Raw genomic sequence first — 26237 nt, 5'->3', positions numbered from 1 at the left:
GCCGTGGGCCCGGGGTGCTCCCCCGGCCCCACGACGTGCCCGCCGTCTGGCCCTACTGGGCCGCCTGCACCTGCTCCATGAACTGCTCGGCGGTCAGACCGCCCGACACCAGCGCGGTACCACCCTCCTGCGAGGCGGCCGTGCCCTCGGGCGACTGCAGCGCCTCGAACCACGGCACGAACTCGGTGAGCCCCGAGATGGTCTCCGCCGACTCGGCCACGAGGGGCGAATCGGAGACCGCGTCGGTCTGGAACCCGGTGATGATGTCCAGATCCTCCATCGCGACCGTGCCGTAGTTCTCAACGAGGTACTTCAGGAACTCCTTCACCTCGGGGGTGAGCGTCTTGGCGTTGACCGCCATCGGCAGGCCCACGTTGGCCGGGGTCTGGGTGACTTCACCGGCGCCGCCCTCGACCGCCGGGATCGGGAACCAGCCGATGTTCTCCTCGCCGATCTGGTTGACCTCGGGGTTCGTGAAGTCCGACAGCACCCACGTGCCGTTGTAGTAGATCGCCGCCTCACCCTGCAGGAACATGTCCTGCGCCGGGCCGTACTCCAGGGCGCCCGGCGCCGGGCCGAAGTAGCCGGCGTCGGCCCAGTTGCGGACGACCTGGGCGGCCGCCACGTACTCCGGGTCGGTGAACGAGGCCTCGCCGTCGGCGACCGCACGCAGGGCGTCCGGGCCGAGGTCGCGGTGCAGGTAGCCCGCGATGAGGCGGGTCACCGGCCACCCGGCGTTGCCGGCCGTCGCGAAGGGCTGGACGCCCGCGGCCTGCAGCGTGGCGGCCGCCGCCTCGAGGTCGGCGAACGTCTCGGGGGGCTCGATGCCGTGCTCGGCGAACAGCTCCGTGTTGTACCAGAACCCCTCGGCGCCGACCTCCAGGGGCAGGCCGAGCAGCTTGCCGCCGTACAGCCCCTTGATCACCGAGACCGAGAACGGCGTCAGGTTGTCGAGCACCCCCAGCTCCTCCAGCACCGGCTCCAGGTCGGCGACGAAGCCGGCCTCGTGGAGCTCGATCAGCTGGGAGGGCGTCCCGATCTGGAAGAAGGTCGGCAGCTGATCCTGCGACGCGAGCAACTGGATGCGCTGATCCATCGACGCGTCGAGCTGCTCCATCTCGAGGGTCGCTCCGTTGCCGTAGGAGTCGACGAGCGCTTGCATGGTGTGGTTGCTGCCCGCACCCTCGGCCGATCCCGTCATGAACGAGATCGCGAGGGGCTCTTCGGCCGATGGCGTGGTGGTCGTCGTCCCGGTGCCGGACGCACAACCGGCGAAGACGAGGGCGAGAGCTGTGCCGGCGGCAGCGGCGGCGATTCTGAGCCGCATGATGGCCTCCTGATGAACCTGTCGAGACACCCGTCGTCTCGAACACGAGGATCGTAAGAGGTTCTACTTGCACGTGTCAATGACGCAACTGGCACGTGTCACAAATCAACCCCGGCACGGTCCACTCGTGCGCTACGGTGTCGCCATGTCCAGCCCAGGGGCAGACCCCGCACGGCGTCGCGTGACCAGCACCGACGTCGCGCGGGAGGCCGGCGTGTCGCGCGCCACGGTGAGTTACGTCCTCAACCGCGACTCCCGTCAATCGATCCCCGACGTCACCCGCCAGAAGGTGCTGGACGCCAGCGCCCGGCTCGGCTACCGGCCCTACGGGCCCGCCCGGCTGCTGCGCGGCGCCCGGAGCAGCGTGGTGTTGATGCTCACCCCCGGGCTCGAACACGCCTCGGACTTCGTGGCCGCGGGCATCATCACCAGCCTCGGCGCGGCCACGCGCCACCACGGCCTGCACCTCGTCTGGCAGCTGGGGGCCGAGGAGCTCGAGACGGCGATCGACCTCGCCCCGGCGGTGGTGCTGACGTCGGTTCCTGACGGCGATCCGCTGATCGGCGAACTGTCGGAGCAGTTCTCCGTTCCGGTCGCCTCAGCCTTCCCCCACCTGGACGCCTTCCTCGCCGCCTCCGCGTCCGCGCAGGTCGAACACCTGGTTGCCCGCGGACGCCGGCGGCTCGCCTTCGCGGCACCCGCCCGGCCGGAGCTCGGAGCGACCGCGACGATCCGGCACCGCGCGGCCAACGCCGCTGCGGCGGCAGCGGGAATCCCCCTCCCCCACCGGTTCGAGGTGCCGGACGATCGGGCTGCGGCTGGCGCGGCCCTCCGCGCCGAGCTCGAGGCGCACCCGGAACTGGACGGCATCTGCGCGTTCAACGACGAGGTGGCGTTCGCGGTGCTCGCGGCTGCAGCTGACTCCGGCATTCCCGTCCCGGCGCGGATCGCGGTCATCGGTGTCGACAACCACCCGTTCGGGCCGCTCACCTGCCCGGCCCTGTCCACCGTCGAGTCCGACGTGGACGCCTTCGTCACCCAGTTCGCCGCCCACGTCGCCCAACTCGCGGCAGGCGAGGCCGCGGAGCCGCCGCCGCTGCCCGATCAGGCGCACGCCGTACCACGCGCCTCCACCTGAGCGGGCCTTCAGCTCGGCGGATGTCCGATCGGCCGACCCGGTTGGCATCCACCGCTCACGCCCGGTCGGGCGTGACCTTTCCCAGGTCTCCGGCGGCTTGGGTGGCCGTGGCGCTGGCGATGCTGTTGGGTCTCCTCGGGTTCAGCGCGGACAGCGTGCTGATCCACCTTTCCGCCTGCTGGTGCGGGCGGGAGGCCACCCTGGGCTTGGCCCTGAGCGTCGGCGCGTCCAACACCGGCACCGCCATCGGCACCGGGTTCGCCGGCACGGCGCCACATCACACTGCACGTGGCACGTCGGTGTGGATGAAATCATCCCCCTTGAAGAGCAGAGGCTCTCCGGTGAGTTTCGCGGCGGCGTAGGCGAAGCAGTCGCCGAAGTTCAGCCGGGCCGCCGAGCCGCTGCCGCGTCCGTAGCGGTACCAGGCGTCGCGTGCCGCCGCCGCGTGACGCGCATCGACCGCAACCACCTCGACACTTGCGGCCCGCAGTAGCTCGTCAAGGTCCTCCTGACGAGTCCGTCCGACGACGATGCCGGTCTCGATCAGCGTGCCGGCCGAGATGGAGGTGTGGCTCGACTCCTCCAGCGCGCGAGCGAACGAGGACGCCTCGGGTTCCGCCTTCAAGATGGCGACGAGCGCGGAGGAATCGACGATCATCGAGGCCTCCCCTCCTCGTCGTACAGATCGGCATCGGTGAGGAACGCCTCACTCCGCGCCGCAGAACGGCGCCCAATCTCCATGAGGCGGTCCGCCATTCCTGCACGTTGGGCGTCCTCGCGCTCCAGAGCCTCCACCAGCGCCCGCCGGACAGCTCCAGTCGCGGTGGTCCCCTGCCGTGCAGCCAGACGGAGCGCCATCTCACGCACCTCCGGGTCCTTGATGTTCATCGTTGGCACAGGATCAGTCTACCTCTTCTAGGTAGAATTGGCCACGTCGCCGGTGGGGCGGGTAGCCAAAGGCGCCGGAGACCCGCCTCGAAGGAGATGTGCTCGCGCAGGTGCCCTTCAGAACGAACTCAAGCGCCTTGAGCACCTGTGCTGAGGCTTCGGTGCGCGTGTCGGGCTGGGCTTCCGCTCGGTTGAGGTCCATCCTCTCGGCGGCCCAGCCCAGCAAAGTAGGCGCCGCCATTTCCGGATCCTCACGAACTGCATGACGCACTGTCTGCTTGAGACCGGCGGGTTCAGACAGCGACTGCACCCTGGCTGTGATGAGCCGTTAGAGCTGAACCCGGCGAACGGCGCATGCTCAACCAGGCCCTGTTCGACGGCATCACTTTCGAAGACGCCGACACCGTGACCATCACACCCAAGCAGTTCATCGCCACGATCCCGCCAGCGATTGAAGCCCACACAACGAGCAAACCCTGCCCCGCGATCAGGCGGGGCAGGGTTCGAACGTATCCGATTACGTGGAGCTAAGGGGATTCGAACCCCTGACCTTCTCATTGCGAACGAGACGCGCTACCAACTGCGCCATAGCCCCCTGCTCATCGAGCGGGTGCCACCCTACCAGCTGCCCCCCCGCGGCGAAAACCGCCGTGTCCTCCCGCCATCCCCCCAATCCCCCAATCCCCCACGACCACATGTATCACCGCCCACCCCTGTCGCCTCCTGACCGACGTGGAGTTCAATGACCTCATGTCGGACGCGCCCCCCACGAGCCGGGCAGACGGCGTCCCCACCACTTGGGACGCCGCGGCGTCCGCCCATGCGCGCTGGGCCAACGGCGAGCGGCAGGCGCTCGACGAACTGGTCCGCGTCCTCACCCCGGTGCTGTGGCACACCGTCCGCTCCTACGGGCTCTCGGCCGAGGCGGCGCAGGACGTCCTGCAGAACGCCTGGCTCTGCCTGGTGCGCGACCCCGGTCAGGTGCGCGACTCCCAAGCGGTGACCGGGTGGATGATGACCACCGCCCGGCGCCTGGCGTGGCGCTCGACGCGGACCCGCGAGATCCCCGTCGACGAACTCGCCCCCACGGCCCCTGTCCAGCTACCCACCCCCGAGGACGCCGCCATCGCCGGATTCGAGGCCCGTCGGCTCTGGCAGGCGGTGTCCTCGCTGAACGCCCGGTGCCAACGCCTGCTGCGCATCATCGCGTTCGCCGACCGGCCCGACTACGCGGCCTTCTCCGCGGCCACCGGCACGCCCATCGGCAGCATCGGCCCGACGCGCCGCCGCTGCCTCGACAAGCTCCGCTCTCTCCTGGAAGGGGCCTCCGCATGACCGGCACGCCCGCGCCCGAGCCCCTCTTCGCCACCCTGCGCAGCGCGTGGGACCGGTGGGATCCGCCCCCGCCCGACCTGGCCGAGACGATCCTCGTGGCCCTCGCGATGGAGGACCTGGACGCCCAGTACGAACTCCTCACCCTCGTCAACCGCCATGACCACCTGGCCGGTACCCGCACGGGGGCCGGCGACGCGGGCCGCGTCCTCATCGAGTTCCGGTCCGCGTCGCTGGCCGTGCTGGTGCGGGTCTCGAGCGAGGGCGGGGCGCAGCGGATCGACGGCTGGGTCACCCCGGCCACCGGCGGCACGGTCACGGTGGTGCAGGGCGAGGCGTCCACCACCGCCACCCTCGACGCCCACGGCCGCTTCGACGTCCCCAGCTCCGGACGCGGCCTCACCCGGCTCGTCGTCAGCCCCACCTCGGACGCCGACGCCCCCGAAAGCGCCGGTGCCGAGTTCCGCACCACCCTCTTCGAGATCTGAGGCACCATGACCACCTCCTGGCACGACTTCGACCGTCAACCCACCCTCCTGCCCGGCGGGCTGCTGGACGACCTGCGCGGCAAGGTCCTCGACCCCCAGGGCGACGTCGTCCTGGCCGGCCAGGACGTCCGCGCGACCGCGTACATCCCCGACACCCTGCTCGTCCCGGCCAACGACGCCGCCAGCATCGACGCGCTGGGAGACGTGGCCATCGGTCACGCCTGGCAGCCCGAACCCGAGGCCGAGCCCGACCCACGGCCGTGGCGCTCCATCAAGCGGGTGAAGATCGCGCCACGCCCCGGCGTGGCCGCCCAGGCTCCCGACGCCTGGGACCTCCTGCAGAACGTCCGCCTCACCCAGCCCGAGCTGGCGGCGCGGGCGTCGCTGAACCACATCCTCACCCTCTCGCCGTTCACCGAATCCAGCCCCTTCACCCACTCCAGCCCGTTCACCGAGTCCAGTCCCTTCACCGAATCGAGCCCGTTCACCCACTCCTCGCCGCTGGGCGGCTACGCCACGCCGGGGTGGGGCGGACGCCAACCGGTCGCCTATGTGGGCCGCCCGCCGCACCGGCGCGCGAAGCTGACGCGGCGGCGTCCGGTGGTGGCGCTGCTGGACTCGGGTTGTGGCCGACACCCGTGGCTGGACGACGTGGTCACCTGCAACCGGACCATCGACGGCCTGCCGATCGGCCTCGACGCCGCCCACGGCCCCGAGATGCTCCCCGACACGGTCGGGCCCCTGGATGGCGGGTTGGACGCCTACGCCGGGCACGGCACGTTCAGCGCCGGGCTGGTGCACCAGGCGGCGCCGGACGCCGACATCCACGCGTGGCGCATCCTGCCCGCCGAGGGGGCCCTGGTGGAGGCCGACCTCATCGACGCGCTCGACGACCTCGCCGAGCTGGTTCGCCGGGGCCGGGAGGGAGCCCCGGACGGACTGCTCATCGACGTGCTCAGCCTCTCGGTTGGGTACTACCACGAGCTGCCGGACGACCCGCTGTTCGACGGCCCGCTGTGGTCGTCGCTCGCGCGGTTGCTGGCGCTCGGCGTGGTCGTCGTCTGCGCCGCCGGCAACGACGCCACGGCGCGGCCCCGCTTCCCCGCGGCCTTCGGGCCGTGGGAGGGCGGCGGCGGGCCGATCCCGTGGGACGACTCCTCGGACGCATCTTGGGCCCCACTGGTCAGCGTCGGCGCGCTCAACCCGAACGGAACCTGCGACGCGCTCTTCAGCAACGTGGGCCCGTGGGTGCGGACCCACGCGCCCGGGGCGGCGGTGGTGAGCACCATGCCGACCACGTTCCAGGGCGGCATGCAGGCGCAGGCGGAGTCGATGGCGTTCGGCCGGAAGCGGGCATCGGTCGACCCGGACGACTTCAGCGCCGGCTTCGGCGTGTGGAGCGGCACGTCGTTCGCCGCGCCGCTGCTGGCGGGCAGGATTGCCGCCGAGCTGCTCGACGGCCGGCGCCTGCCCGAGGATCCGGTCGCCCGGGCCCGCGAAGCGGTGGCGCGCGTGACGGGGCTGGTGTCACCCTAGGAGCATGCTGGGCGCTGCTGAATTGCACGCCCGGGCGCGGACGGCGACCAACGCCGGCCACCACACCCGGGCGTGCTCGTGGGCGCGCCAGGGGCTGGAGCGCCACCCCACCCCCGTCGAACGCGCCCTGCTGCTCACCACCCTCGCCTACGCCGAGGCGGAGCTCGGCCACCTCGACCTGGCCGACGGCCTGTGCCGCGACGCCCTCGCGCTCGCGGGCGTCGACGACCACACCCGCGGCACGGCGCACGGCCAGCGCGCTGTCGTGCTGCTGCGGCTGGGCCTGCCCTCGGACGCCCTGGCCGAGTTCAGCTCCGCCATCCGCACCCTGGCCGCCGACGACGAGGCACTGGGCCGCAACCTGCTGAACCGCGGCAACCTCCGCCTCGAGGCGGCGGACGCCCGCCGGGCGTTGGTCGACTTCGAGCGCGCCGCCGCGCACGCCGAGCGGACGGGCAACGCGTCCCTGCTGGCCAAGGCCCGCCACAACGCCGGTTACGCCGCCTTCCTGCTGGGCGACCACGTCCGCGCGCTCACGGCCATGGACTCCGTGGCCTCATTCTTCGCGGGCCAGGCCCCGGCCCTGCACGCCGTCTGGCTGCAGGACCGGGCCGAGGTGCTGGCTGCGGCGGGGCTCCGCGACGACGCCGTCGCCGACCTGCGGCGTGCCATCGACCAGTTCCGCGCGGGCCGCGCACGGCGCGCGGCGGCATCCGCCGAGCTGCTGCTGGCCCGGTTGGTGGTCACCGACGATCCGGCCGAGGGGCTGCGGCTCGCGCGCCACGCGGCGTCCCGGTTCGCCGCCATGGGTGCCGATCTGTCCCGGCTGCGGGCGGACGCCGCCGCCGCGGTCTGCGCGTGCGCGGCAGGCCGTCGCCGGCTGCCCGATGTCGAGCGCCTCCTGGCCGAGCTCCGCGCCCGCGGGCTCGCCGATGAGGCCCGCCGCCTCGCGATCGCCTGGTGCGGCTGGCTGCTCGCCCAGGGGCGGTTGACGGAGGCCCGGCGCGTGCCGCTGCCCCCGTCGACGCCCCGGCGTTACGAGCCGTGGGCCGCCGCGGTGGCCGCGCAACGCCAGATCGCCCTGGGACGCCGCGCCGACGCCCTGCGCACGCTGCGCACCACGCTCGACGGCGTCCAAGCCCTCGCCTCGACCCTGGGCAGCCTGGAACTGCAGACCTCACTCTCCGGCGCGCTGACCCGGCTCGGACAGCTGGGGTTGTCGGTGGCGCTGGCGCGACCCGACGTCGACCTGGTGCTCGAGTGGTCCGAGCGGACGCGGGCGGCGTCCTCCCGCGTGGTGGGCGTCCGGCCACCGACGGACGCCGCGCAGGCCGACGACCTGACCGAGCTCCGCGCCCTGCACGCCTTCGGCGGCGACCCCGCCCGGCAGCGCGAGCTGCGCCGCCGCATCCGGGAGCGGGCCTGGCAGGCGGGCGGCTCCGGCGCGACGCAGCCCGTCGCGACGCGGGACGAGTTGGGCGCCGCGCTCGCGGCCGCAGACGCCACGTCGGTGTGCCTGTTCGTCAGCGACGCCGAGCTGGACGCCGTCGTGGTGGACGGCGCGGGTGGGGGGACGCTGGTGCGGCTCGGGCCGCTCGGCGGGCTGGCGTCCGAACTGGCGGGGCTGCGGGCCGATCTCGACGTGGCGGCGGCCGACCTCCCCGCCCCCTTCGCGCCCCGCGTCCGGGCCGGGCTCGCCCAGCGGCTGGCCCAGCTGGACGCCAGCTGGCTGGCCCCGGCACTCGCCCGCGTGACCACCCGCCGCGTGGTGCTGGTCACCCCCGGCCTGTTCTCCTTGGTGCCGTGGCCGCTGCTCCCGAGCCTGCGCGACCGGGCGGTCACCGTGCCGCGCAGCGCCACCGCCTGGGCCCGGGCCCCGGCGCGGCGCGCCCTGACCCGCCCCCTGCTCGTGGCCGGGCCGTCGCTGCGCCGGGCCGCCGACGAGGTGGGCGCCTGCGCGACCCACTGGGGCGACCCGGAGGTGCTCACCGGCCCGGACGCCACGGTGATGGCGGTGGGTACGGCCACCCTGCGCAGCGACGTGGTGCACGTCGCCGCCCACGGCCATCACCACGCGCTCAACCCGCTGTTCAGCCACGTCGACCTCGCCGACGGCCCCGCCTTCGGCTACGAGCTGGACCGGCTGGTGACGCTGCCCGACACGGTGGTGCTGTCGGCCTGCGAGCTGGGGGCGGTCGGTGCCGGCGATGACCCGTTGGGGCTGGCGACGGCGCTGCTGCACGCCGGCGTCCGCACCGTGCTGGCCTCCCCCGTGGCCCTCTCCGACGAGGCCGCCGCGCGGCTCATGCCCGATCTGCACGCGCGGTTGGCGTCCGGCAGCCCGCCGGCGGACGCCCTCGCCGCGAGCGTCGCGGCGTTCGGGCCCGACGCGCCGCCGCTGGTGTGCTTCGGGGCCGGGTGGTGAGGGCCGGTGACTATTCGCCGACCGCGCGACGCAGGTCGGCTTCCTCGCGGGTGTCTTCCGCCGGAGCGTCGGAAGGCAGGTCCGCGGTGACGGGAAGGGCGGCCGTGGTGGGGGCCGGCATCGAGAGGTCGATGGTGCGCACGGTGCGGGGGGCCAGCGGGCGGCTGACGTAGGTGGGGGCGGTGATCGGCACCGGATCCCACAGCGAGCCGGTGGATTCGACGGGCACCGACAGCTCGACCGACGCGTCGTCGGCGTCCGGGGCCTCGTCGGTGAGGACGAGGGCGATCGTGTCCTCCTCGGCGTCCGCGCCGCGGATGATGCGGGCACGGCGGTCGAGGTCACGCCGCATGGCGCGCGCCGAGAAGCGCGCCACGCCCAGGAACGCGACCACGAGGGCGACCGGCACCAGCACCCCCCACCACGCGGTGAGGCCGAAGGCGGCGAACGCGACCACGGTGAGCGTGGCCAGCACGAGGAAGGTCAGGACGCGGCGCCGGCGGCGGGCGGCGCCGGCGTCGATGGCGGCCAGCTCACGCAGCGCGGCCCGGCGGTTGAGGGGCGTCGAGACGACGGCGTTGGCGTCCTCCGCCGAGTCCAAGGGGGTGCCGCGACGCACGATCGTGACGGTGCCGGTGAAGGGGTCGCCGGGCTCGACCTCGTCCATGAGCCCGTTGTCGCGGCGGTTGAGGAACAGCGGAATCAGGTAGATCAGCCAGAAGGCCGCCACGAACCCGAAAACCAGACCCTCCACACCCATGCGTCGAGGGTAGGGGGCGGCTCGGCGGGCGCTCCGGGCGACGCGCCGCGTCCCGTCCGATCCAGGACGCAGGTCAGAGCGGGGGCGCTGCTGGCGCGCGATCTCAGGGGCCGGCGAGGCGTCCGATGACCCCCTCGGGCTCGACCTCCTCGGCGTGCAGCACGTAGACCGCGTGGTCGCGCCAGGCACCGTCCACGTGCATGAAGGCGGGCCGGATGCCCTCCAGCCGCAGCCCGAGCTTCTCCACCACCCGGATGGACTTGGTGTTCTCGGGGCGGATGGCCACCTCGAGGCGGTGCAGCTCGAGGGCCTCGAACATGTGATCGGCGGCCAGGGCGAGCGCCGTGGGGGCGATGCCGCGGCCCGCGAGCCCCTGGGCGACCCAGTAGCCGGCCATGCCCCAGCGCGCCGAGCCGTGGACGATGCCGGTGATCGACATCTGCCCCGCCAGGCGGGGGCGCTCCCCCTCCGGCGCCCACATGATCGCCCACGGCAGCGAACGGCCGGCGCGGGCGTCCGCGGCGAAGCTGCGCACCATCTCGGCGTAGGTGATGCCTTGACCGGACGACCCGGGCGGTCGGGTGGAGTCCCACGGCCGGGTCCACTCGGTGTTGAGCGCGCGGACGGCGTGGTACTCGGCCTCGTCGCGGCGGCGCAGCGGGCGCAGCAGCACCGGGCCGTGCCGCAGCGTGACGGGCCAGCGGCGCGACCCGAAGAGGGTCACCGGACCGCTTCGTCGCCCCGCGCGCCGGCGTCGTCGAGCACGATGCACTCCACCTGGGAGCCCGCGTCGGCCCCGGCCCAGCCCTCGGGAATGACGAGCAGCACGTTGGCGCGCGCCAGGTCCCAGGCCAGCTCGGAGTCCACGCCGCTCACGGGGCGCACCGTCTGGTCCGACGACCAGACGGCCGGGATGTACTGCGTGATGCCGTCCGGCACCTCGAGGCGCTCGGCGACGAAGCCATCGACGCGCGGGGCCGCGAGCGGGTCGGACTCGTTGAGCTTGTGGATCACCGGACGCACGAAGGCGTGGTAACCGACATAGGCGCTGACGACCCCGGCGGGCAGGATCACCATGGGCGTCCGGTCGTTGCCCAGCGCGGCGAACGCGTACCGCGATTCGCGGTTGAGGGCCACGACGGCCTCATCGAGCTCGCCCATGCCCTCGGCGACCTCGCGGATCAGCTCGCCGCCACCGACCGCGACGATCAGGTCGGCGCGGATCTGCTGGTCGGCGATCGTCTGGCGGATCTCGCGGGCGTCGCTGCTGATGATGCCGAGCGGGTAGACCGTGGCGCCGTCCGCGCGGGCCGCCGCCGTGATGAGCGTGGTGGCGGCGTCGTAACGCTGCTGCGGCTGGGTGAGCGCCTGGCCGGGCGCGACGAGACCGTCGCCCACCGTGAACACCACGATGCGCGGACGCGGGCGCACCAGCACCTTGTCGAGGCCCACCTCGGCGAGCACCGCCACCGACCGCGGCGTCAGCACGTCGCCGGCCGCCAGCAGGGGCGTCCCGTCGGCCAGCTCGGAGCCGGCACGGCGGAGGTTGTCGTACAGCCGGGTCTCGGTGCCGATGCGCACGTAGCCGTCCTCACCCAGGACGCCGTACGCGTCGGGCACGACCGCGTCGACCCCCTCGGGGATCATGCCGCCCTCTTCGATGCGAATCGCGGCGCCCGCGACGAGCGGGGCGCCCGGCGCCTCGCCGGCGGCGATCTGGTCGACGACGTAGAGCTCCTTGGGCACCTCCGGGGTGGCCCCCACGAGGTCGGAGCCGCGGACGGCCCAGCCGCCGACGCGCGCCGTCGTGACGAGCGGCAGGTCGAGGTCGGAGCGGATGTCCTCACACAGCGTGAGCCCGGGGACGTCAAAGATCTGCATGCCGAACGGACGGATCGCCCCGACCTGGTCGAGCAGGAACGCGCGCTGCTCGGTCACCGACCGACGGGTGATCTGGGGAACAGGTGCGGCAGGGGTCTCGGCAGCCGGCGCGGCGTCCGCGTCGGGCTCCGAGGTCTTCTTGCGTCCGAAAAGGGCCATGAAACTACGATAAACGGGTGACTGGGCAGCCGAGCGGAGCGACCCGGCGAGCCCGGGCAAATGGCAACCCGATCGGCAACCCTGCCCCGGGCGCTGCCCCCGGTACGCCCACCCCGGCGGGCATGCCGTCGAAGGCCGCCCTGCGGGCCGAGCTCCGCGCAGCTCGTGAGCGCGCGACACCCGCCGAGCGGGCGGCGCGGGACCGGGCGCGCCTGACCCATTTGCTGCAGCTGGCCAGCGGTCACAGTGCCGTCGCGTGCTATCTCTCCGTGCCGCCGGAGCCCGACACCACCGAGTTCGTCGACGCCCTCCACGCCCGGGGTGTGCGGGTGCTGTTGCCCCTGCTGCGCGGACGCCGCACGCCCGCCTGGGCGTGGTACGCCGGCCCGGGAACGCTGGTGCCCGGGTGGCGCGGGATTCCCGAGCCGGGGCCGGACGCGTCTGCGTCGGCTGGGCTCGCGGGGCCGGCGTCGGAGAGGCCGGTGGCGCTGGAGCCGGTGTCGTTGGGGTCGGTGTCGTTGGGGTCGGTGACGCTGGTGGTGACGTCGGCGCTGGCCGCGACCGTCGAGGGCGTGCGGCTGGGGGTCGGCGGCGGCTGGTACGACCGCGCCCTGCCCAGCGCCGCCGCGGGCTGCGTCACGGCGGCGGTGCTGGACGCCGAGGCCGTCCTCGACACTCTCCCCCGTGACCCGTGGGACGTCACGGTCGACGTGCTCGTCACCGAACACGGGCTCGTGCCGACCCGACCCGCGGGCGGCTGACTCACCTGCCGGCGGGGCGGACCGGGAATGGCGAGGGTGCCCGGCTTCGTTATCATCGGCGGTTGTTCCGTTCGCGAAGGAAGCGCCCATGCCCACGTACCAGTACCGCTGCGCCGACTGTGGCGCCGAGCTCGAGGCCGTCCAGGCCTTCACCGACGACGCCCTGACCGTGTGCCCGCAGTGCGACGGGAACCTCCGCAAGGTGTTCAGCGCCGTCGGCGTGGTGTTCAAGGGCTCGGGCTTCTACGCCACCGACAACCGCACCCGCGGCAAGAACGAGGCCGCCAAGGGTTCCGGGGCCGAGGGCGGCTCGGGTGGCTCAGAGTCTTCGGCCTCGTCGGGGTCCGCGAAGGAGAAGTCGGGTTCGACGTCCGGCACCGGTGACGCCAAGGCGTCCGGCTCGGGCTCGGCGTCGGGCTCGGGCTCCACGTCGACCCCTGCGTCGGGGAGTGGGTCGCGCTGACCCCACGGCCGGACACCCCTCAGGAGCCATTCGGCTCGGACAAGGCGTGACACCGGCGTCCTAATGTCTGGGCGTGAGACGACCCGGAATGTCCCGTGCGGTGGTTCCTTGGCCGCTGCGCCGCTTCCTGCACCTGCGGCGCCGATCGCTGGCTGCGCTGGCGGCGGCGGTCGCCGTGCTGGCGACCCTGTCGGTGCTGGCCCCCCGCCCACCGGAGCTGACGTCCGTGGTGGTCGCCACCCGGGACCTGCCGGGCGGAACGGTGCTGGTCGCGTCCGACCTCACCACCCTGCCCGCGACGCCGGGCACTTTCCCCGATGACGTGCTGCTCGACCCCGCCACCGCCGTGGGGCGGACGCTGAACGGGCCCGCCTCGGCACGGACGCCGATCACCGCGACGGCTCTGGCCGAGGGCCAACGGCTGGCCCGGGACGGCTTCGTCGTGGCCGCCCTGCCCCTGGCCGACGCGGCGATCGCACCGCTCGTCCAGCCGGGCACGCGGGTCGACCTGTTCAGCACCGGCGGTGATGCCGAGTCCCTGGCCCAGAACGTCCGTGTCGTGGCGGTGCCCGCTCCGGCGACGGGGGCGTTCGGGGCGTCCGGTGCCGGCGCGGCGCTCGTGGAGGTGACGCCGGACGTGGCGGCCCGCCTCACCGTGGCCGCCCAGACCGGCGGAGTTGCCATCGCCCTGCGCTGAGGCGCCACAGGGTCCTGCGGTGTTAAGGGGCTAGTCCTGCGGCGGTTGCGCCCCCACCGCGACTGCAAGCTCTGTGAATCTGTTGCGCAATAATGTCACTTGAATTCGCAACCTTTGCGCTCGGATCGCTACTGTTCTCGTGTGGCAGCCCCACGCCTCACCCAGGCACTGCCCCCAACCATGAGAGGTGTGAAACAACCATCAAGGGTTTCAAGGACTTCCTGATGCAGGGCAACCTCATTGAGCTTGCCACCGCCGTCATCATCGGCACGTCGTTCGCGACGGTCGTCTCCACGTTCACCAACATCCTGCTGAGCTTCGTCGGCATGTTCGGCGGCGTGCCGGACTTCAGCGCCTGGGCGCCGGCCGGCCTGCCGCTGGGGATCTTCCTCAACGCGGTGATCTCGTTCGTGATCGTCGCGGCCGTGATCTACTTCCTCGTGATCAAGCCGTACCAGGCCGTCAAGGCCGCCGCGGACGCGCGCCTCAAGGCTGACTCGGACGCCGTCGCCCCGGCCCCGACCACCGACGAGCTCCTCGCCGAGATCCGCGACCTGCTCAAGGCCAACCGCGCCCTCTGAGCCACCGCACACGAACCCCGCCGCCCCCCGGGCGGCGGGGTTTTCGCTGCCCCGGCTGCGCCGGTTCCCCCGCGACACGCACACTTCGGTCTCAAACTCCGGGTTCGGAGGCGGAGTTTGAGCCATGAAGTGGAGTTTGAGCACCGAGGCGCGGTGCGAATCCGGCCCGGTGCCGCTTTTCGACTCGGCGGTTCCCTCCTGGCCCCCGGTGGGACGCCGACCCGATCGACATCGCGCGTGACCAGCTTTACCCGGCGCAGCTCTGCTTGACCTGGCGCAGCGTGGCTTCACCTGGCGCAGTGCAGCTCACGTGGCGGGCCGTGCAAGGGCCTCCACGTGAGCTGCGCTGCGCCACGTGAGCTGCACTGCGCCACGTGAGCTGCACTGCGCCACGTGCGCTGCACTGCGCCACGTGCGTCCCCGGTGCGCAACGTACGGACCCAGTGTCCTCACAGCACCCGGACGCCGACTCACCGGGACACCAACCCCTCGGACGCCTCGCGTCACCCCGAGGCCAAGCCCGCCAAGACAACCCGGCCAGCCAGAGTGACCCAGATCGCCCCGGCCCACCCGGGCCACCTCACCAGTGCGGCGGTACGTCGGCGCGGAGGCGCCGCTCGTCGGCCGTGAGGGTCGTGCGACGCGAGGGTGGCAGGACGGCCAGTACGTCCAATCCCAGCTCCGTCCGGGCACTGCCGATGGCGGCGTGGAGCTGCGCGGCGCCGAGGCCGCGGCGCAGCGCGTCCGGCACGACGAACGGCCACCCCGCCGCAGCAGCACCACGGGCCAAGTCAGCGATCCGGCCGCCCGTCCAGCCACGCGACGCCAACTCCCTCAGCAGCGCCGGCACATCGGGACGCGCCTGGAGCCCCAGCTCCAGATCCTCCCCCACCAGGGCATACGCGATGGCGCGGTGCCAGGGTTCCGTCACGAGGTCAGTCCCCGAGGACGCCGCCCGGGACGGTGGCCGGGGCGCCGGCGTCCTCGAGATGCGCGTCGCCGACGACAGTGACCTCGGACGCGAACGTCCAGTCACCCTCCACCGTCAGCGAGGACGCGCCGACCAGCGACGGCACCACCTGCACCCGGGCGTCGAAATCGGGCAGCAGCGTGTAGTGCCGCTTGTCGAGCGACACGGTCGGCAGCTTCTCGACCGCGGCGACCAGGCGCGCGTCGGCGTCCAGCTCGAAGGCGTCGGAACGCACCAGCAGCAACTCGTTGGTCGTCTTCACCGGCAGGAAGCGGTCGCGCGGCACCGCGATCGCCTGCGCCCCCGGGAACACCTCGATCGCCGCGCCCATGGCGGTCTCCAGCTGGATCACCGGGGTGGACGCCTTGTCGCTCGGGTCGACCGTCTTTTCGTTGCGGATGAGCGGCAGGCCGAGCACGTTCTTGCGCTCCTCCATCAGGTTCTTCAGCGCCGCGAGGTCGACCCACAGGTTGTTGGCGTGGAAGTACGGGTGGCGGTGCTCGTCGGTGAAGTAGTCCATCTCCTCGGGGCGCGTCTGCGCCGTGTCCCGCAGGATGAGCTGCCCGTCCGCCTTGCGAACCGCGAGATGCCCGCCCTTGCGGTCGTTCGCCGTGCGCGTGCAGACCTCCGCGGCATACGGCGCACCGGACGCCGCGAACCAGCCGGCCAGCGTGGCGTTCGGACCGGCGCCCAGGTTGTCCCCGTTGGCGATGCTGACGTAGCGGAAACCGCGCTCGAGCAGCGCGTCCAACAACCCGGTGCCGACCAGCGAGGTGTAGATGTCACCATGGCCGGGCGGGCACCACTCCAGGTCGGGGTCGGCCGGCCACTCCACGGGCTCCAGGGTGTCCGCGGTCAGCTTCGGCTCGAAGCCCTGCAGGAAGTCGACGGGCAGGCCGTCCACGGCCAGGTCGGGGTAGCGCTCCAGGTGCGCCAACGTCGCCTCACGGGTGCGGAAGCTGTTCATGAACAACAGCGGCAGCCGCGCACCGGTCTCCCGGCGGGCCCGCAACACCTGCTCGACCAGCACGTCGAGGAACGTCATGTCACCGCGCACGGGCAGCAGCGTCTTGGGGCCGTCCAGGCCCATCGAGGTGCCCAGCCCACCGTTCAGCTTGATGATGACGGTCTTTTCGAGTGCCTCACGCGCGGCGTCGGCGTCCACCTGCACGGACGCGAGCTGCGGCGGCTCGAGCAGGGGGTCGATCGAGTCCTCCTCGATGTAGAAGCCCCCGCTCCCTTCCGCGACGAGACGGTAGTAGTGGCTGAACACGTCGATGGCGGCGCCGGACGCGCCGGCGTCCTGCATCTTGGTGCGTGCACGGTCGAGTCCGTTGGTCATGACTCAAGGCTAGGCCCGGACGCCGCACCCGGGCGCACCGGTTGCCACGATTCGCCTGGCGAGGGGGGCTGAGAACACAGAGCGAGAGCGACGCCGGTCGAAGGGCTGAAAAGCCGTCTACCCACCCCCAGGAGACATCAACAACCTGGCGTCGCTCTCGTGGGTAGAACTATAGCCCTATCGTCACGGAGCACCAGTCCCCCAAAAGGGTGACTTCTCGTACTTTAGGACGAGTAGCCCCTTCACTTTTCCTCGGCGCCTGCTTCTCCCGTCGGGTCCCGGACCACGCAGACCGGCCGCCCTCGGGCTCGCCGTACACTGTTCATCGTCAACACGAGACCGCTGGCCTCGTAGCTCAGGGGATAGAGCAGTAGTTTCCTAAACTATGTGTCGGAGGTTCGAATCCTCCCGGGGCCGCCAGCAAGACTCCCCACCCCTCGTGACGCCGAACTGAGGGGTGAGAGCCTCCGGCGACCCGGCCGGGCGTGACTAGGGTGGGCCGGGTGACCCGACCACCCGTCGACCAGGCGCTCTGGCAGCCGTGGCTCGACCACGTCTGCGCGGCGCTGGAGCTGGATCCCACCCGCGTGGACGTCGACGCGATCCTGTCGTTGGCGGGCGAGGTGGCGGACGCCTCCACTCGGCCGCTGGCTCCCGTCGCCGCCCACCTGTGGGGCCTGGCCGGGGCCGGGATGCCCGGCGTGGACGCCGCCGCGCTGCACGATGCGATCCTCGACGCCGCCCACCGGAGCGGACGCCCGTGACGCCCACCGAGCCCACGACACCCACCTCCGGGACACCCGACGCTCCACTCCCCCCCATCCCCCCACTCCCCCCACTCGTCGACCCCGGCCCCCCGCTGGATCGGGGGGCCACTGAGCGGTACGCCCGGCACCTGTTGCTGCCCGCCGTGGGTGAGCTCGGCCAACGCCGCCTCCGCGCGGCGCACGTGGCCGTGATCGGCGCCGGAGGGCTCGGATCGCCGGCGCTGCTTTACCTCGCCGCCGCCGGGGTGGGACGGCTCACGATCATCGACGACGACGTGGTCGACGTCACGAACCTGCAGCGCCAGGTGATCCACCCCGACGCCGCCGTCGGCCAGCCCAAGGTCGACTCCGCGGCGGCGGCCGTGCGCGCGCTGAACCCCGACGTCGACGTCATCACCCACCGCGCCCGCCTCTCCCCGGGCAACGCTGCCGAACTCCTCGCCGGCGCCCACCTCGTCCTCGACGGCTCCGACAACTTCGAGACCCGCTACGCCGTCAACGACGCCTGCGCCGCGCTCGGCCTGCCCTGCGTGTGGGCGTCGGTGTACCGCCTGCAGGCCCAGGTGTCGGTCTTCTGGGCCGACCCGCCCGCCCCCCACCGCGGCACCGACCTGCGCGACCTCTTCCCCGCCCCGCCCGCCCCCGGCACCGTGCCCACCTGCGGGGACGCCGGCGTCCTGGGCGCCCTGACCGGTCAAGTCGGCTCGACGATGGCCGGCGAGGCCGTCAAACTGATCTGCGGCATCGGCACGCCCCTGCTGGGCCGCGTGGCGTTCGTCGACCTGGCGGACGCCACCGTCACCCACCTGCCCCTCGCCCCCCGCCCGGCCCACACAGCATCCCCCGCCCCTGCAACGCCCCCCACCCACCAGCACCCGCTCGTCACCCCCACAGACCTCGCCGCCGAGCTCACCTCCGAAACCCCGCCGGTGGTGCTCGACGTCCGCGAACCCGCGGAGGTGGCGATCGCCGCGATCCCGGGATCGCTGCGCGTCCCCCTCGCCGACGTCCTCGCCGACCCCACCGCCATCGGCCTGGCCCCGGACGCCGACGTGGTCGTGCACTGCAAGGTCCAGCCGCGCGCCGAGGCGGCCGCGGCCGCGCTGACGCAGGCGGGGGCGTCCCGCGTCCGGGTGCTCGCCGGCGGCATCCTCGCGTGGGTGCGCGAGGTCGACCCGTCCCAACCCGCATACTGAACACCTGTCCACCCGGCGGAAGGCACACGCTCCCATGGCGCTGACGAACACCCGGGCCCTGCTGACGGTCGAGGAGTACCTCGCCGAGGTCCTCGCGCTGATCGAGCCCTTCGGCGCCGCCGACGTCGACGAGCTGCCCCTCCGCGAGGCCGCCGGCCGCACGTTGGCCGCGCCCGTCGTGGCCCGCGGCGACGTCCCGGCGTTTGCGAACTCCGCGATGGACGGCTTCGCCGTCCGTTCGGCCGACCTTGCACCACCCACCGTGCTGCGCATCGACGCCGAGGTGCTGGCCGGCTCGTCCGCCGACCCCGCATTCGGCCCGGGCGCCTGCGTCCGCATCATGACGGGTGCCCCGCTGCCCACGGCGGCGGACGCCGTCGTGCCGGTCGAGCAGACCACCCTCCTGCCCCAGGGCGTCCGCATCGACGCCCCCGTGGCGGCGGGCCAGCACGTGCGGGCCGCGGGCGAGGACGTCCGCCAAGGCGCCATGGTGCTGGACGCCGGCGTCCGGCTGGGCGCCCGAACCCTGTCCGCCGCCGCCGGCGCGGGCCACGCCACCGTGCGCGTCGTGCGGCGCCCGCGGGTGGGCGTGATCGCCACCGGTGACGAGCTCGTCCCACCCGGCGGGGATCTGGGCCGGGGGCAGATCTTCGAATCCAACGCCACGTTCCTGGCCGCCGCGCTCACCCGCGACGGCGGCGAGGCGACCGTGCTGCCGGCCGTCCGTGACACCGACGCGGCGCTCGCCGGCGCGCTCGACGGCCTGGCCGCCACCTGCGACCTCGTCGTCGTCTCCGGCGGGGTCAGCGTCGGGGACGCCGATGTGACCCGCATCGTCCTCGAGCGCGCCGGGGCCCGGTTCCGCCACGTGCGCCTGCAGCCGGGCAAGCCGCAGGGCTGGGCGCGCTGGGGGGGGCGCGGCCTGCCCGTGATCGCCCTGCCCGGCAACCCGCTCTCGGCCGCCGTCAGCTACGAGACCTTCGTCGCCCCGGTGCTGGACCGGTTCCACCGCCGCCCAACCCCGGCCTGGACGCCCGCCGTCGCGGCCGCCGCGTGGTCGTCCCCGGCGGGGCGCCGGCAGCTCGTGCCTGTGCTGCTCGACGTGGACGCGTCCGGACGCCAGCTCGTCCGGCCCGCCCACCGGCACGGGTCGGCGTCCCACATGATCACCTCGCTCGCGGCGGCGGACGCCCTGGCCGCCGTCGCCGAGGACGTCACCGCCGTCGCCGTCGGCGACCTCGTCGCCATCAGGAGGCTCCCGTGACCCAGCACCCCTTCACCCATCTCGACGAGGCCGGGGCCGCCCGGATGGTCGACGTCACGACCAAGCAGCCCACCGCCCGCGCGGCGACGGCGGCCGGCACCGTGCGGGTGGCTCCGGCGGTGGTGGCCCTGCTGCGCTCCGGCGAGGTGCCCAAGGGCGACGTGCTCGCCGTCGCCCGCATCGCCGGCATCCAGGCGGCCAAGCGGACGCCCGACCTGCTGCCCCTGGCCCACGTGATCGGCGTCCACGGCTGCGAGGTCGCGCTCACGATCGCCGACCACGGCGTCGACATCACCGCCACCGTCCGGACCGCCGACCGCACCGGCGTCGAGATGGAGGCCCTGACCAGCGTCGCCGTGGCCGCCCTCGCGGTGGTCGACATGGTGAAGGGCCTCGACCGGTCCGCCCACATCACTGACGTCCGCCTCCTCGAGAAGCAGGGCGGCCGCTCGGGCCACTGGCGCCGGGAGGACGCATGACGACGCCACCCCACGACGCCGTCATCCTGGCCGGCGGCCGCGGTGCGCGGCTCGGCGGGGTCAGCAAGGCCGACCTGCGCGTCGGGGGCGAACGGCTGCTCGACCGCGCGCTGCGCGCCGCCTCCGGGGCGGCCACGACCGTGGTCGTCGGCGGCGTCGCCGTGCCCCCGGGGGTCCGGCTCACCCGCGAACGGCCCCCGCTCGGCGGGCCCGCCGCCGGCCTGCTCGCCGGGCTCGACGCCGTGGCCGAGCCCGCCCCCTGGACGCTCGCGCTGGCCTGCGACCTCCCCGACGCCGTCGCGATCACCGCCCGCCTGCGCGCGGCGTTGCCCCCCGCGCCGCCGGACGCCGACGGGCTCGTGCTCACTGACGCGACCAGCACCCCGCAGCACCTGGCCGCCCTCTACCGCACCGCGTCCCTGCGGCGCGCCTTCGCCGCCGCGGGCGACCCGACCGGCCGCTCGATGCGCAGCGTGCTCGACGGGCTGACCCTGCTGCCGGTGGCGCCCGGTGCCGCGCGCCCCGACGACGTCGACACGCCCGAGCAGCTCGCCCGCTGGGAGGCTTCGGTGGCCGAGCCGGCGGCGTGGCGGGCCTTCGTCGAGGACGCCTGCGCCCACCTCGGGCTCGATGCGGCGCGCGTCGACGAGCGAGCGGTGCTCCGCCTGACGCGGCGGGTCGCCCACGCCGGGGCCCGCCCGATGGCGCCCGTGGCCGCCCACCTGTGGGGCAGCGCGCTGGCCACCCACCCGGACGCCGACCCGACCGACCTCGCCGCCCGCCTGGCCGAGGCTCTGGCGTCCGCCCCGATCCCCGAGGAGCCCTGATGCCCCAGGTCCGCTACTTCGCCGCCGCGGCCGAGGCCGCCGGGGTGGCGTCCGAGACGCTCGACGCACCCACGCTCGGCGCCCTGCGCGCGCGGCTGGTCGACGCCCACGGTGCCGGGTTCGAGCGCGTCCTGGCCCGCTGTTCGGTGCTGGTCGACGGCGTCCACACCGAGGATCCGACGACGCCGCTGACGCACGCCGCGCTGGTCGACGTCCTGCCCCCCTTCGCCGGCGGATGAGCCGCCCCCAGCGGGCCCGCCGGGCCATCCTCGTCGCGGCGCTGGCGGCGGCCACCGCCCTGGCCGGCTGCGCGGCCGGCCTCTCCCCCGCTGCCCCCGCGGCCCCGTCCGACGCCCCCGCCCCCGCCCCCGTGACCGTGTTCGCCGCCGCGTCGCTGACGGCCGCGTTCACCGAGATCGCCGCGCTCGACCCGGCCCTGGCCGTCACGCTGAGCTTCGACGGCTCCCCCACGCTGGTCGACCAGGTGGCCGCGGGTGCCCCCGCCGACGTGCTCGCCACCGCCGACGTCACCACCATGACCCGCGCCCGCGACGCCGGGCTGCTGGCGGGCGAGCCGGTCACGTTCGCCGCCAACACCGCCGTGCTCATCGTGCCGCGCGGCAACCCCGGCGCCGTGACCGGCCTGGACGTCTCGCTCGAGGGCCGGCGACTCGTGGTGTGCGCGCCCACGGTCCCCTGCGGGGCCACCGCCCACGCGATCGCGGACGCCGCCGGCGTCACCCTGCGGCCGGTGTCGGAGGAACAGAAGGTCACCGACGTGCGCGGCAAAGTGGCCTCCGGCGAGGCCGACGCCGGCATCGTGTTCGCCACCGACGCCTTGGCGGCCGGCGACGCCGTCGAGACGCTCCCCCTCCCCGGCGCCGCGCAGGCGGCCACGACCTACCCGATCGCGGTCGTCCACGACGCCCCCCACCCGGACGCCGCCGCCGCGTTCGTCGCCCTGATCACCGGGCCGGACGGGCGCGACGTCCTCGCCGCCCACGGGTTCACGCTCCCGTGACGCCGCGCTGGCTGTACCTGCCCGCCGCCGCCGCGCTGGCGTTCCTCACCCTGCCCCTGCTCGGCATCCCGCTGCGCGTGGCGTGGGCCGACCTCCCGGCGCTGCTCACCACCCCCGCCGCCCTGGACGCCCTGGGTCTCAGCCTGGTCACCTGCCTCGCCGCGACGGTCGTGAGCGTGCTCCTCGGGCTGCCGCTGGCGCTGCTGCTCGCACGCAGCGACGGACCCCTGGCCGGGGTGGTGCGCACCCTGGTGACGCTGCCGATGGTGCTGCCCCCGGTCGTCGCCGGGCTCGCCCTGCTCATCACCTTCGGACGCCGCGGCACCGTGGGCGCGCCCCTGTCGGCCCTCGGCATCGAGATCGGGTTCACCACGCTCGCCGTCGTCCTGGCCCAGGTGTTCGTCGCCATGCCCTACCTGGTCACGTCGGTCGAGGGGGCGGTGCGCACCGCCGGTTTCGCCCGCGAGCGGATCGCGGCCAGCCTGGGGGCGTCCCCCACCCACACGCTGCTGCACGTCACGGTGCCCGTGACCGCGCCGGCCCTGGCCACCGGCACCGCGCTCACGTTCGCCCGCGCGCTCGGCGAGTTCGGCGCCACGATCACCTTCGCCGGCGCGCTGCAGGGGGTGACCCGGACGCTGCCGCTGGAGATCTACCAGGTGCGGGAGCTCGACACCGCGTCCGCGCTCGCGCTCTCCCTCGTGCTCGTGGCCGTCGCCGCCGTCACCGTCGCGCTCACCGCCTGGCTCTCCCGCCGGACGCCGCGCCGGGGCGTCGCGTGACCGCCGTCACGGTGGCCGCGCAGGTCGCCACCCGCTCCGCCGACCTCCAGCTCAGCGCCGAGCCGGGCTCGATCACCGCGGTGGTCGGGCCGAACGGCGCCGGCAAGTCCACCCTGCTCCAACTCGTCTCGGGGCAACTGCGCCCCAGCGCGGGCGAGGTGCGCCTCGGCGACACGCTGGTGGCCGTCCCCGGCGTCCACGTGCCCACCCACCGGCGCCGCGTCGCGGTGCTCGAGCAGCGCGCCCTGCTCTTCGACCACCTCGACGTGCTCGACAACGTGGCCTTCGGGCCCCGCGCCCGTGGCGTCCGGCCCGCCGCGGCCCGGCGCCGCGCCCGGGCCGAGCTGGACGCCGTGGGGTGCGGCGATCTCGCGGCGCGACGCGCCTGGGAGGTCTCCGGCGGGCAGGCCCAGCGCATCGCGCTCGCGCGCGCCCTGGCCACTGACCCCCAGGTCGTGCTGCTCGACGAGCCCCTGGCCGCCTTGGACGCCTCCGTGGCGGCCGCGATGCGCTCCCTGCTGCGCGAGCGGCTGCGGGCCGAGCACCGCACCACCCTGCTCGTCACCCACGACGCCCTCGACGCCCTCGCCCTCGCCGACGCGCTCGCCCTCGTGGAGGACGGCCGGGTGGTGGACGCCGGCCCCGTCGTCGACCGGCTGACCCGGCCCCGGGGCTCCTTCGTGGCCGACCTCGTGGACGTCAACCTGCTGCCCGGCCGCCTTTGTGCCCCCGACCGGCTCGACCTGCCGGGCGGCGACCACGTGACGGGGCTCGCGTCCGGGCCGGGCCCCCACCCGGGCCCCCACCCGAGCCCAGGGCCGGGCTCCCAGCTGGGCAACGCGCCGGACGCCGCGCAGGCCCCTGGCGCGACGGGCTTCGCCTGCTTCGCGCCCGCCGCGGTGGCGGTGCACGCCGATCCGCCCGGGGGCAGCCCCCGCAACCACTGGGCGGCCACGGTCGCCACCGTCGAGCCCCGCGGCGCGCTGGTGCGGTTGCGGTGCGTGCTGGCCGACGGCTCCCCCGTCGCCGCCGACCTCACCCTCGCCGCCGCCGCGGAGGGTGGGCTGACCCCCGGCCGGCGGGTGTGGCTGGTGGTCAAGGCCGCCCAGGTCACGCTCTACGCGCGCTGAGCGCCCTGCCGCCCACCCCCTGCGATCAGCCCCCGATCGCGCTCATGGGCCGGGGCGGCTGCAGGAAGCCGGGGTCGTTGATGCCGTGGCCCGGCAGCTTGGCGGCCAGCCCGGCGCGGATCAGCCCGGCCAGCTCCTCCTCGGACGCCCCGGCGCGCAGCGGCGTCCGCAGATCGGTCTCGGTCGTGGCGAACAGACAGGTGCGGAACTGGCCGTCCGCGGTGAGCCGCAACCGGTCGCAGGTGCCGCAGAACGGGCGGGTCACCGACGCGATGATGCCGACCGTCCCCAGCGGATCGGCGTCCGGACGCCCGTGCGGCCGCACCGCGTAGCGCTCGGCCGGGGCGGCGCCCCGGCCCGGCAGCGGGGTCAGGTGGTAGACCGCCTCGAGCAGCGCCTGGGTCTCCTCGGCGGTGACCATGCCTTCCCGCGTCCACGTGTGCCCCGCATCCAGCGGCATCTGCTCGATGAAGCGGATCTCCGCGTCCCGCGCGAGGGCGAAGCCGAGCAGGTCGACGGCCTCGTCGGTGTTCACCTCCCGCAGCAGCACGGCGTTGAGCTTGAGCGGCCCCAGGCCGGCCGCCCGGGCGGCCTCGATGCCCGCCAGGGTGTCGTCGAGCCGGTCGCGGCGGGCCAGCTGGGCGAACCGGTCGCGGCGCAGCGTGTCGAGGGAGATGTTGACCCGGGCGAGACCCGCACCGGCCAGGTCGGCCGCCAGCCGCTCCAGCCCGATGCCGTTGGTGGTCATCGACACCTCGGGGCGCCCAGCCGGCCCCTCGAGGGCGGCCAGCCCCGCCACCACGGCGACGATGTCGGTGCGCAGCAGCGGCTCCCCGCCGGTCAATCGCAGCTCGGTGACGCCGGCGCGCACCGCACAGCCGGCCAGCACGAACAGCTCCGCGCGGGTCAGCAGGGTCGGCTTGGGCAGCCACGGCACGCCCTGAGCCGGCATGCAGTACGTGCAGCGCAGGTTGCAGTGGTCGGTCAGCGAGATCCGCAGGTCGCGGTGCTCGCGCCCATGGCCGTCCAAAAGCAGCGGCAGGCTCCTCACGACTCCGCCAACCCGAGGCCGGACCAGACGCGGCGCCCCGTCGCCTCGGTCTGGTGCTTCCAGATGGGCAGGCCCGCCTTCACGGCCTCGACCACCGCACCGCACACCCCGAACGCCTCGGCGCGGTGGGCGCTGGCGACGCAGCACACGAGGGCGAGCTCGCCGACGCCCAGGTGCCCCACCCGGTGCGAGACGGCCACCCGCGCCTCGCCCCCGGCATCGTGGGTGGCGAGCACCTCCTCCACCAGCCGCGCCAGGATCGCCGGGGCGTCCGGGTGGGCGGTGTAGTCGATGCCCGTGACGACGCCGGCGGCCTCGGGGTCGTGGTCACGGATCACGCCGTGGAAGGCCACGACGGCGCCGGCCGAGGGGCCGACGACCCACGCGTGGTGGGCGTCGGCGTCCAGCACCTCGGCGGTGACGGCGGTGTGCACGACCGGCATCAGTGGTCGCCCCCGTCGATCTGGTCCAGCAGGTGCGGCACGAGGGGCAGCAGGACGCCGAGCCCCTCGGTCACGGCCCGGGGCGAGCCGGGCAGGTTGACCACCAGCGCGGCGCCGCTGACCCCCGCCAGCCCCCGGCTCAGCCACGCGTGCGGAGCGCCGGACGCGCTGCGCAGCAGCTCAGGGATGCCGGGAATCGTCAGGTCGAGCAGGCCGGCGGTGCCCTCGGGCGTCCGGTCGCGCGGGCCGACCCCCGTGCCGCCCGAGGTCACCACGAGCCGGGCGCCGGACGCCAGCGCCTCCGCCAGGGCGGTGGCCACCGACGCCTCACCGTCGCCGACGACGCACCCGGTGACCCGGAACCCCGCCGCCTCGAGGGCCGCCGTGGCGGCCGGGCCCGAGGCGTCCTCGCGCATGCCCGCGGCGCACCGGTCGGACACGGTCACGACGTGGGCGTGCCGCCGGGCCGGCTGCTGGGGGTCTGGGGAGCTCATGGGGACCCATTGTTCCCCACGCCCCGACACCCCCC

At 74.2% G+C, this 26237-nt stretch carries 30 protein-coding genes and 2 tRNA genes; 19 read left to right on the top strand and 13 right to left on the bottom strand.

Annotation, left to right across the window (positions count from 1 at the left end; all coding sequences use genetic code 11):
- Positions 1–52 precede the first annotated feature (52 nt).
- On the bottom strand, positions 53–1327 hold the full coding sequence (locus tag PCC79_RS03020) for an ABC transporter substrate-binding protein (RefSeq protein WP_232549545.1): 1275 nt from the start codon (positions 1325–1327) through the stop codon (positions 53–55).
- A 145-nt stretch (positions 1328–1472) separates the two neighbouring features.
- On the opposite strand from PCC79_RS03020, the gene PCC79_RS03015 reads away from it, so the two are divergent.
- The gene (locus PCC79_RS03015; protein WP_342372956.1) at positions 1473–2465 is read left to right on the top strand and encodes a LacI family DNA-binding transcriptional regulator; all 993 of its coding nucleotides are present in this window, start codon (positions 1473–1475) and stop codon (positions 2463–2465) included.
- Positions 2466–2520: 55 nt separating this feature from the next.
- Here the strand turns inward: PCC79_RS03015 and PCC79_RS03010 are convergent, their stop codons facing one another.
- The 4 genes from PCC79_RS03010 to PCC79_RS02995 form a co-directional block, all read right to left on the bottom strand.
- Positions 2521–2733, bottom strand: coding sequence for a hypothetical protein (locus tag PCC79_RS03010; protein ID WP_342372955.1), 213 nt, complete (start codon positions 2731–2733; stop codon positions 2521–2523).
- Between the two features lie 9 nt (positions 2734–2742).
- Positions 2743–3123, bottom strand: coding sequence for a type II toxin-antitoxin system VapC family toxin (locus PCC79_RS03005; protein ID WP_342372954.1), 381 nt, complete (start codon positions 3121–3123; stop codon positions 2743–2745).
- On the bottom strand, positions 3120–3353 hold the full coding sequence (locus PCC79_RS03000) for a type II toxin-antitoxin system VapB family antitoxin (protein ID WP_342373585.1): 234 nt from the start codon (positions 3351–3353) through the stop codon (positions 3120–3122). The genes PCC79_RS03005 and PCC79_RS03000 overlap by 4 nt, the downstream gene beginning before the upstream one ends.
- Positions 3354–3875: 522 nt before the next feature.
- Positions 3876–3948, bottom strand: a tRNA-Ala gene (locus PCC79_RS02995).
- 155 nt (positions 3949–4103) lie between these two features.
- Here PCC79_RS02995 and PCC79_RS02990 point away from each other — a divergent pair.
- From PCC79_RS02990 to PCC79_RS02975, 4 genes are read left to right on the top strand one after another with little or no spacing between them, the layout of a single operon-like run.
- Positions 4104–4688 (top strand): sigma-70 family RNA polymerase sigma factor, encoded by a 585-nt coding sequence (locus PCC79_RS02990; RefSeq protein ID WP_342372953.1) that lies wholly within the window; start codon positions 4104–4106, stop codon positions 4686–4688.
- Complete coding sequence (locus PCC79_RS02985) at positions 4685–5173, top strand: hypothetical protein (protein ID WP_232549974.1); 489 nt, start codon at positions 4685–4687, stop codon at positions 5171–5173. The genes PCC79_RS02990 and PCC79_RS02985 overlap by 4 nt, the downstream gene beginning before the upstream one ends.
- Before the next feature lie 6 nt (positions 5174–5179).
- Positions 5180–6709: a S8 family peptidase gene (locus PCC79_RS02980; protein WP_232549975.1), complete on the top strand. Its 1530-nt coding sequence runs from the start codon at positions 5180–5182 to the stop codon at positions 6707–6709.
- Between the two features lie 4 nt (positions 6710–6713).
- Complete coding sequence (locus PCC79_RS02975; protein ID WP_342372951.1) at positions 6714–9134, top strand: CHAT domain-containing protein; 2421 nt, start codon at positions 6714–6716, stop codon at positions 9132–9134.
- A 10-nt stretch (positions 9135–9144) separates the two neighbouring features.
- On the opposite strand, the gene PCC79_RS02970 is transcribed toward PCC79_RS02975, so the two are convergent.
- The 3 genes from PCC79_RS02970 to glp (PCC79_RS02960) all read right to left on the bottom strand — a co-directional run bounded on the left by PCC79_RS02970 (position 9145) and on the right by glp (PCC79_RS02960) (position 11934).
- Complete coding sequence (locus PCC79_RS02970) at positions 9145–9894, bottom strand: hypothetical protein (RefSeq protein WP_342372950.1); 750 nt, start codon at positions 9892–9894, stop codon at positions 9145–9147.
- Positions 9895–9997: 103 nt separating this feature from the next.
- Positions 9998–10618 carry a GNAT family N-acetyltransferase gene (locus PCC79_RS02965; protein WP_232549978.1) on the bottom strand — a complete coding sequence of 207 codons (621 nt, stop codon included), beginning with the start codon at positions 10616–10618 and terminating at the stop codon, positions 9998–10000.
- Positions 10615–11934 (bottom strand): gephyrin-like molybdotransferase Glp, encoded by a 1320-nt coding sequence (gene glp, locus PCC79_RS02960; protein WP_342372949.1) that lies wholly within the window; start codon positions 11932–11934, stop codon positions 10615–10617. The genes PCC79_RS02965 and glp (PCC79_RS02960) overlap by 4 nt, the downstream gene beginning before the upstream one ends.
- Positions 11935–12056: 122 nt before the next feature.
- Here glp (PCC79_RS02960) and PCC79_RS02955 point away from each other — a divergent pair, with 122 nt between their 5' ends.
- The 4 genes from PCC79_RS02955 to mscL all read left to right on the top strand — a co-directional run bounded on the left by PCC79_RS02955 (position 12057) and on the right by mscL (position 14436).
- Entirely contained in the window at positions 12057–12695 is a 639-nt protein-coding gene (locus PCC79_RS02955) for a 5-formyltetrahydrofolate cyclo-ligase (RefSeq protein ID WP_342372948.1), read from the top strand.
- Between the two features lie 88 nt (positions 12696–12783).
- On the top strand, positions 12784–13158 hold the full coding sequence (locus PCC79_RS02950; RefSeq protein WP_342372947.1) for an FmdB family zinc ribbon protein: 375 nt from the start codon (positions 12784–12786) through the stop codon (positions 13156–13158).
- A gap of 73 nt (positions 13159–13231) precedes the next feature.
- A complete protein-coding gene (locus tag PCC79_RS02945) occupies positions 13232–13855 on the top strand; it encodes an SAF domain-containing protein (protein WP_342372946.1) in 624 nt (207 codons plus the stop codon).
- 200 nt (positions 13856–14055) lie between these two features.
- Positions 14056–14436, top strand: coding sequence for a large conductance mechanosensitive channel protein MscL (gene mscL, locus PCC79_RS02940; protein ID WP_232549983.1), 381 nt, complete (start codon positions 14056–14058; stop codon positions 14434–14436).
- A gap of 580 nt (positions 14437–15016) precedes the next feature.
- On the opposite strand, the gene PCC79_RS02935 is transcribed toward mscL, so the two are convergent.
- Positions 15017–15367: a hypothetical protein gene (locus PCC79_RS02935; protein ID WP_232549984.1), complete on the bottom strand. Its 351-nt coding sequence runs from the start codon at positions 15365–15367 to the stop codon at positions 15017–15019.
- Positions 15368–15371: 4 nt separating this feature from the next.
- The gene (locus PCC79_RS02930) at positions 15372–16748 is read right to left on the bottom strand and encodes a UTP--glucose-1-phosphate uridylyltransferase (RefSeq protein ID WP_232549985.1); all 1377 of its coding nucleotides are present in this window, start codon (positions 16746–16748) and stop codon (positions 15372–15374) included.
- A gap of 344 nt (positions 16749–17092) precedes the next feature.
- On the opposite strand from PCC79_RS02930, the gene PCC79_RS02925 reads away from it, so the two are divergent.
- The 10 genes from PCC79_RS02925 (at position 17093) to PCC79_RS02880 (ending at position 24214) form a co-directional block, all read left to right on the top strand.
- A tRNA-Arg gene (locus tag PCC79_RS02925) sits at positions 17093–17168 on the top strand.
- A gap of 83 nt (positions 17169–17251) precedes the next feature.
- Positions 17252–17512, top strand: coding sequence for a DUF6457 domain-containing protein (locus PCC79_RS02920; RefSeq protein ID WP_232549986.1), 261 nt, complete (start codon positions 17252–17254; stop codon positions 17510–17512).
- A 56-nt stretch (positions 17513–17568) separates the two neighbouring features.
- The gene (locus PCC79_RS02915; protein WP_342373584.1) at positions 17569–18711 is read left to right on the top strand and encodes a ThiF family adenylyltransferase; all 1143 of its coding nucleotides are present in this window, start codon (positions 17569–17571) and stop codon (positions 18709–18711) included.
- Between the two features lie 34 nt (positions 18712–18745).
- A complete protein-coding gene (gene glp, locus PCC79_RS02910) occupies positions 18746–19975 on the top strand; it encodes a gephyrin-like molybdotransferase Glp (protein ID WP_342372945.1) in 1230 nt (409 codons plus the stop codon).
- Positions 19972–20454: a cyclic pyranopterin monophosphate synthase MoaC gene (gene moaC, locus PCC79_RS02905; protein WP_342372944.1), complete on the top strand. Its 483-nt coding sequence runs from the start codon at positions 19972–19974 to the stop codon at positions 20452–20454. The genes glp (PCC79_RS02910) and moaC overlap by 4 nt, the downstream gene beginning before the upstream one ends.
- A complete protein-coding gene (locus PCC79_RS02900) occupies positions 20451–21281 on the top strand; it encodes an NTP transferase domain-containing protein (RefSeq protein WP_342372943.1) in 831 nt (276 codons plus the stop codon). The genes moaC and PCC79_RS02900 overlap by 4 nt, the downstream gene beginning before the upstream one ends.
- The gene (locus PCC79_RS02895) at positions 21281–21520 is read left to right on the top strand and encodes a MoaD/ThiS family protein (protein WP_342372942.1); all 240 of its coding nucleotides are present in this window, start codon (positions 21281–21283) and stop codon (positions 21518–21520) included. Before PCC79_RS02900 ends, PCC79_RS02895 begins: the two co-directional genes overlap by 1 nt.
- Positions 21517–22302 carry a molybdate ABC transporter substrate-binding protein gene (gene modA / locus PCC79_RS02890; protein WP_342372941.1) on the top strand — a complete coding sequence of 262 codons (786 nt, stop codon included), beginning with the start codon at positions 21517–21519 and terminating at the stop codon, positions 22300–22302. The genes PCC79_RS02895 and modA overlap by 4 nt, the downstream gene beginning before the upstream one ends.
- The gene (locus tag PCC79_RS02885; protein WP_342372940.1) at positions 22299–23084 is read left to right on the top strand and encodes an ABC transporter permease; all 786 of its coding nucleotides are present in this window, start codon (positions 22299–22301) and stop codon (positions 23082–23084) included. Before modA ends, PCC79_RS02885 begins: the two co-directional genes overlap by 4 nt.
- A complete protein-coding gene (locus PCC79_RS02880; protein ID WP_342372939.1) occupies positions 23081–24214 on the top strand; it encodes an ABC transporter ATP-binding protein in 1134 nt (377 codons plus the stop codon). The genes PCC79_RS02885 and PCC79_RS02880 overlap by 4 nt, the downstream gene beginning before the upstream one ends.
- Positions 24215–24239: 25 nt before the next feature.
- Here the strand turns inward: PCC79_RS02880 and moaA are convergent, their stop codons facing one another.
- The 3 genes from moaA to PCC79_RS02865 are packed head-to-tail and all read right to left on the bottom strand — an operon-like array spanning position 24240 to position 26202.
- A complete protein-coding gene (gene moaA, locus PCC79_RS02875) occupies positions 24240–25265 on the bottom strand; it encodes a GTP 3',8-cyclase MoaA (protein ID WP_342372938.1) in 1026 nt (341 codons plus the stop codon).
- Positions 25262–25708 (bottom strand): molybdenum cofactor biosynthesis protein MoaE, encoded by a 447-nt coding sequence (locus PCC79_RS02870; protein ID WP_342372937.1) that lies wholly within the window; start codon positions 25706–25708, stop codon positions 25262–25264. Before PCC79_RS02870 ends, moaA begins: the two co-directional genes overlap by 4 nt.
- A complete protein-coding gene (locus tag PCC79_RS02865) occupies positions 25708–26202 on the bottom strand; it encodes a MogA/MoaB family molybdenum cofactor biosynthesis protein (protein ID WP_342372936.1) in 495 nt (164 codons plus the stop codon). Before PCC79_RS02865 ends, PCC79_RS02870 begins: the two co-directional genes overlap by 1 nt.
- Positions 26203–26237: the final 35 nt, after the last annotated feature.

The organism is Propioniciclava soli, from assembly GCF_038502305.1.
GTDB classification, from domain to species: Bacteria; Actinomycetota; Actinomycetes; order Propionibacteriales; family Propionibacteriaceae; genus Propioniciclava; species Propioniciclava soli.
The sequence above is the reverse complement of the archived record's forward strand: the minus strand, read 5'-3'. Positions and strand labels throughout refer to the sequence as shown.

Excerpts from the sequence above, each read along its gene's own strand:
- PCC79_RS03020 (WP_232549545.1), bottom strand. The coding sequence starts at position 1,327 with ATGCGGCTCAGAATCGCCGCCGCTGCCGCCGGCACAGCTCTCGCCCTC.
- PCC79_RS03015 (WP_342372956.1), top strand. The coding sequence starts at position 1,473 with ATGTCCAGCCCAGGGGCAGACCCCGCACGGCGTCGCGTGACCAGCACC.
- PCC79_RS03005 (WP_342372954.1), bottom strand. The coding sequence starts at position 3,123 with ATGATCGTCGATTCCTCCGCGCTCGTCGCCATCTTGAAGGCGGAACCC.
- PCC79_RS03000 (WP_342373585.1), bottom strand. The coding sequence starts at position 3,353 with ATGAACATCAAGGACCCGGAGGTGCGTGAGATGGCGCTCCGTCTGGCT.
- PCC79_RS02990 (WP_342372953.1), top strand. The coding sequence starts at position 4,104 with ATGTCGGACGCGCCCCCCACGAGCCGGGCAGACGGCGTCCCCACCACT.
- PCC79_RS02985 (WP_232549974.1), top strand. The coding sequence starts at position 4,685 with ATGACCGGCACGCCCGCGCCCGAGCCCCTCTTCGCCACCCTGCGCAGC.
- PCC79_RS02980 (WP_232549975.1), top strand. The coding sequence starts at position 5,180 with ATGACCACCTCCTGGCACGACTTCGACCGTCAACCCACCCTCCTGCCC.
- PCC79_RS02975 (WP_342372951.1), top strand. The coding sequence starts at position 6,714 with ATGCTGGGCGCTGCTGAATTGCACGCCCGGGCGCGGACGGCGACCAAC.
- PCC79_RS02970 (WP_342372950.1), bottom strand. The coding sequence starts at position 9,894 with ATGGGTGTGGAGGGTCTGGTTTTCGGGTTCGTGGCGGCCTTCTGGCTG.
- glp (WP_342372949.1), bottom strand. The coding sequence starts at position 11,934 with ATGGCCCTTTTCGGACGCAAGAAGACCTCGGAGCCCGACGCGGACGCC.
- PCC79_RS02955 (WP_342372948.1), top strand. The coding sequence starts at position 12,057 with ATGCCGTCGAAGGCCGCCCTGCGGGCCGAGCTCCGCGCAGCTCGTGAG.
- PCC79_RS02950 (WP_342372947.1), top strand. The coding sequence starts at position 12,784 with ATGCCCACGTACCAGTACCGCTGCGCCGACTGTGGCGCCGAGCTCGAG.
- PCC79_RS02930 (WP_232549985.1), bottom strand. The coding sequence starts at position 16,748 with ATGACCAACGGACTCGACCGTGCACGCACCAAGATGCAGGACGCCGGC.
- glp (WP_342372945.1), top strand. The coding sequence starts at position 18,746 with ATGGCGCTGACGAACACCCGGGCCCTGCTGACGGTCGAGGAGTACCTC.
- PCC79_RS02900 (WP_342372943.1), top strand. The coding sequence starts at position 20,451 with ATGACGACGCCACCCCACGACGCCGTCATCCTGGCCGGCGGCCGCGGT.
- PCC79_RS02895 (WP_342372942.1), top strand. The coding sequence starts at position 21,281 with ATGCCCCAGGTCCGCTACTTCGCCGCCGCGGCCGAGGCCGCCGGGGTG.
- modA (WP_342372941.1), top strand. The coding sequence starts at position 21,517 with ATGAGCCGCCCCCAGCGGGCCCGCCGGGCCATCCTCGTCGCGGCGCTG.
- PCC79_RS02870 (WP_342372937.1), bottom strand. The coding sequence starts at position 25,708 with ATGCCGGTCGTGCACACCGCCGTCACCGCCGAGGTGCTGGACGCCGAC.
- PCC79_RS02865 (WP_342372936.1), bottom strand. The coding sequence starts at position 26,202 with ATGAGCTCCCCAGACCCCCAGCAGCCGGCCCGGCGGCACGCCCACGTC.